Source organism: Streptomyces sp. ATLC9 (genome assembly GCF_057196705.1).
This window is the reverse complement of sequence record NZ_JBXUOY010000436.1, coordinates 1-2,720: the sequence shown is the minus strand read 5'-3', so window position 1 is coordinate 2,720 and position 2,720 is coordinate 1. Positions and strand designations below refer to the sequence as shown.

Genomic DNA, 2,720 nt, shown 5'->3' with positions numbered 1-2,720 from the left:
GCCCGGGCCCGCGACGGCCTCCGGCCCGGCCGGGAAGCCGGCGGCCGGGCCGTGGGGGTCTCAGGGGCCCGCGCCCCCGGCGCCGCGCTGAGCGCGGATCAGTCGGCGGAGCGCTGGGGCCGCCAGACCACCAGTGCGCTGGACTGCCGCACATCGTGGTAGGGCACCAGATCGCGGCGGTAGGAGGCGTGCACCTGCGCCTCGCGCCGGCGCATGGCCACCGCCGCGCCCTCCACCGCCTGCTGGAGCTCGGCCACCCTGGCCTGGAGGGCCGCGACCTGGTTCTCCAGTTCGATGATGCGCTTGATGCCCGCGAGGTTGATGCCCTCGTCCTGCGACAGCCGCTGCACCTGGCGCAGGAGCTGGATGTCCCGCGCCGAGTAGCGGCGGCCGCGCCCGGCAGCACGGTCTGGGGAGACGAGACCGAGCCGGTCGTACTGCCGCAGCGTCTGCGGGTGGAGCCCGGAGAGCTGGGCCGCGACGGAGATGACGTAGACCGGTGACTCGTCCGTCAGCTCGTACGGGTTGGCGCGCCCATGCCCCTGGCCCTGTCGTCCGCGGCCGTAGCCGTCCATATCGGTCATTCTCCCTTCGCGGCCTTGAACAGCGCCGCCCGCGGGTCCTCGCCCGCGGTCGCGTCACGGTAGGACTCCAGCAGGTCCCTCGCCTTGTCGCTCAGCTCCCCCGGGACCGTCACCTCTATGGTGACCAACAGGTCGCCCCTGGTGCCATCCTTGCGCACCGCCCCTTTTCCGCGGGCACGCATCGTCCGGCCGCCCGGCGTGCCGGCCGGGAGCCTCAGGGTGACCGGCGGGCCGCCCAGGGTGGGCACCTTGATCTCGCCGCCGAGTGCCGCCTCCGTGAAGGTGACGGGCACGGTGACGGTCAGGTTGTCACCCTTGCGGCCGAACACCGGGTGCGGCTCGACGTGCACCACGACGTACAGATCGCCGTTCGGGCCGCCGCGCTCGCCCGGAGCGCCCTTGCCGCGCAGCCGGATGCGCTGCCCGTCGGAGACCCCGGCGGGGATGCGGACCTGCATGGTGCGCGAGCTGGTGGCCCTGCCGCTGCCCTTGCAGACCTCGCACGGGTCCTGTGCGATCAGGCCGCGGCCCCTGCAGTCCACGCACGGGTCGGTGAGCGAGAATCCGCCCCCGCCGCCCCGGCTGACCTGGCCGGTGCCGACGCAGGTCGGGCAGACCCTGGGGGTGCCGTTCTTGTCGCCGGTGCCCGCGCAGGCCTTGCACGCCGCCGAGCTGGACATCCGCAGCGGGACCGTGGCCCCGTCCACCGCCTCGGTGAAGCTGAGCGTCACCTCGGACTCGACGTCCTGGCCGCGGCGCGGCTGGGTACGCGTGCCCGCGCCGCCGCCCCGGCCGAACAGCCCGCCGAAGACATCCCCGAGGCCGCCGCCGAAGCCGCCCGCCCCGGGCCCGCCGCCGCCCTGGGCGCCCCCGAAGAGGTCGCCCAGGTCGAAGTTGAAGCCGCCGGGGCCGCCCGCCCCCGGGCCGGCGCGGAAACCGCCGGTGCCGAAGAGCGCGCGGGCCTCGTCGTACTCCTTGCGGCGCTTGGGATCGCCCAGGACGTCATGGGCCTCGGAGACCTCCTTGAAGCGCTCCTCGGCCCGGGCGTCGCCCTTGTTGGCGTCCGGGTGGAACTCGCGGGCGAGCTTCCGGTACGCCTTCTTGATCTCCGCCTCGGTGGCGTCCTTGGGGACGCCGAGGACCTTGTAGTAGTCCTTCTCCACGAAGTCCTTGGTACTCATCCCCGGCGTCCCTCCTCCCGGTGTTCCCTCGCGTCAGCCCTGCTCGGGGCCACCGCTCTCCTCATCAGCTGCCGTCTCCGCCTGCTGGTCCCCGCCCTTGGCGGGCTGCGCGCCCGGCTGGGGCTCGGCCACGCCGACCCGCGCGGGGCGGATCGTGCGCTCGCCGATGCGATACCCGGGCTGGAGGATCTGCACGCACGTCGTCTCGGTGACGTCGGGCGAGTACGAGTGCATCAGGGCCTCGTGCACCGTCGGGTCGAAGGCCTCGCCCTCCTTGCCGAACTGCTGCAGGCCCATCTTCGCCACGACCGTCTCCAGCGACTCGGCCACCGACTTGAAGCCGCCGACCAGTTCGCCGTGGTCCCGGGCGCGACCGATGTCGTCGAGCACCGGCAGCAGTTCGGTGAGCACGTTGGCGATGGCGATCTCCTTGACCGCCACCCGGTCCCGCTCGACCCGGCGGCGGTAGTTGGAGAACTCCGCCTGGAGCCGCTGCAGGTCCTGGGTGCGCTCGTTCAGCGCCGTACGGGTCTGGTCGAGCTGGGCGGTCAGCGCCGTCCCCCGCTCGGCGTCCCCGGACACCCCGGACCCACCGGGAGCCGCTTCCTCGGCCGCCTCCTCGGCGGCCTTGGAGTCCCGCGCCGCGTCACCGGGCCGCTCGCCCGGCTCGCCCGGCTCGGCGGGGACGTCGGGCTCCTGCTCGAAACCCGGGGTCTCCTCCGTCACGCCGCACCACCCTTGGGCTTGTCGTCGTCGACGATCTCGGCGTCCACCACGTCCTCGTCCGCGCCGCCGGCCTTCCCGCCGGCACCGGCGGCACCGGCCTCGCCGCCCGCGGCCTGCTGGCCCTGGGCGTCGGCGTACAGGGCCTGGCCCAGCTTCTGGCTGGTGGCCGCCACCTTCTCCGAGGCCTCGCGGATGGCCGCTGTGCTGTCACCCCCGGCGGACTCACCCC

The 2,720-nt window shown here is 74.2% G+C and carries 3 protein-coding genes and 1 pseudogene; all 4 read right to left on the bottom strand.

Annotated elements, in window-relative coordinates; genetic code table 11:
• Positions 1-98 precede the first annotated feature (98 nt).
• Positions 99-575, bottom strand: coding sequence for a heat shock protein transcriptional repressor HspR (locus AC2CJA_RS25940; RefSeq protein WP_241718506.1), 477 nt, complete (start codon positions 573-575; stop codon positions 99-101).
• 5 nt (positions 576-580) lie between these two features.
• Positions 581-1,765 carry a molecular chaperone DnaJ gene (gene dnaJ, locus AC2CJA_RS25935; RefSeq protein WP_484605103.1) on the bottom strand — a complete coding sequence of 395 codons (1,185 nt, stop codon included), beginning with the start codon at positions 1,763-1,765 and terminating at the stop codon, positions 581-583.
• A 33-nt stretch (positions 1,766-1,798) separates the two neighbouring features.
• The gene (gene grpE / locus AC2CJA_RS25930) at positions 1,799-2,491 is read right to left on the bottom strand and encodes a nucleotide exchange factor GrpE (RefSeq protein ID WP_484605102.1); all 693 of its coding nucleotides are present in this window, start codon (positions 2,489-2,491) and stop codon (positions 1,799-1,801) included.
• Positions 2,488-2,720, bottom strand: a pseudogene (dnaK, locus tag AC2CJA_RS25925) (molecular chaperone DnaK); the annotation flags it as partial. The gene grpE and the pseudogene dnaK, both read right to left, overlap by 4 nt.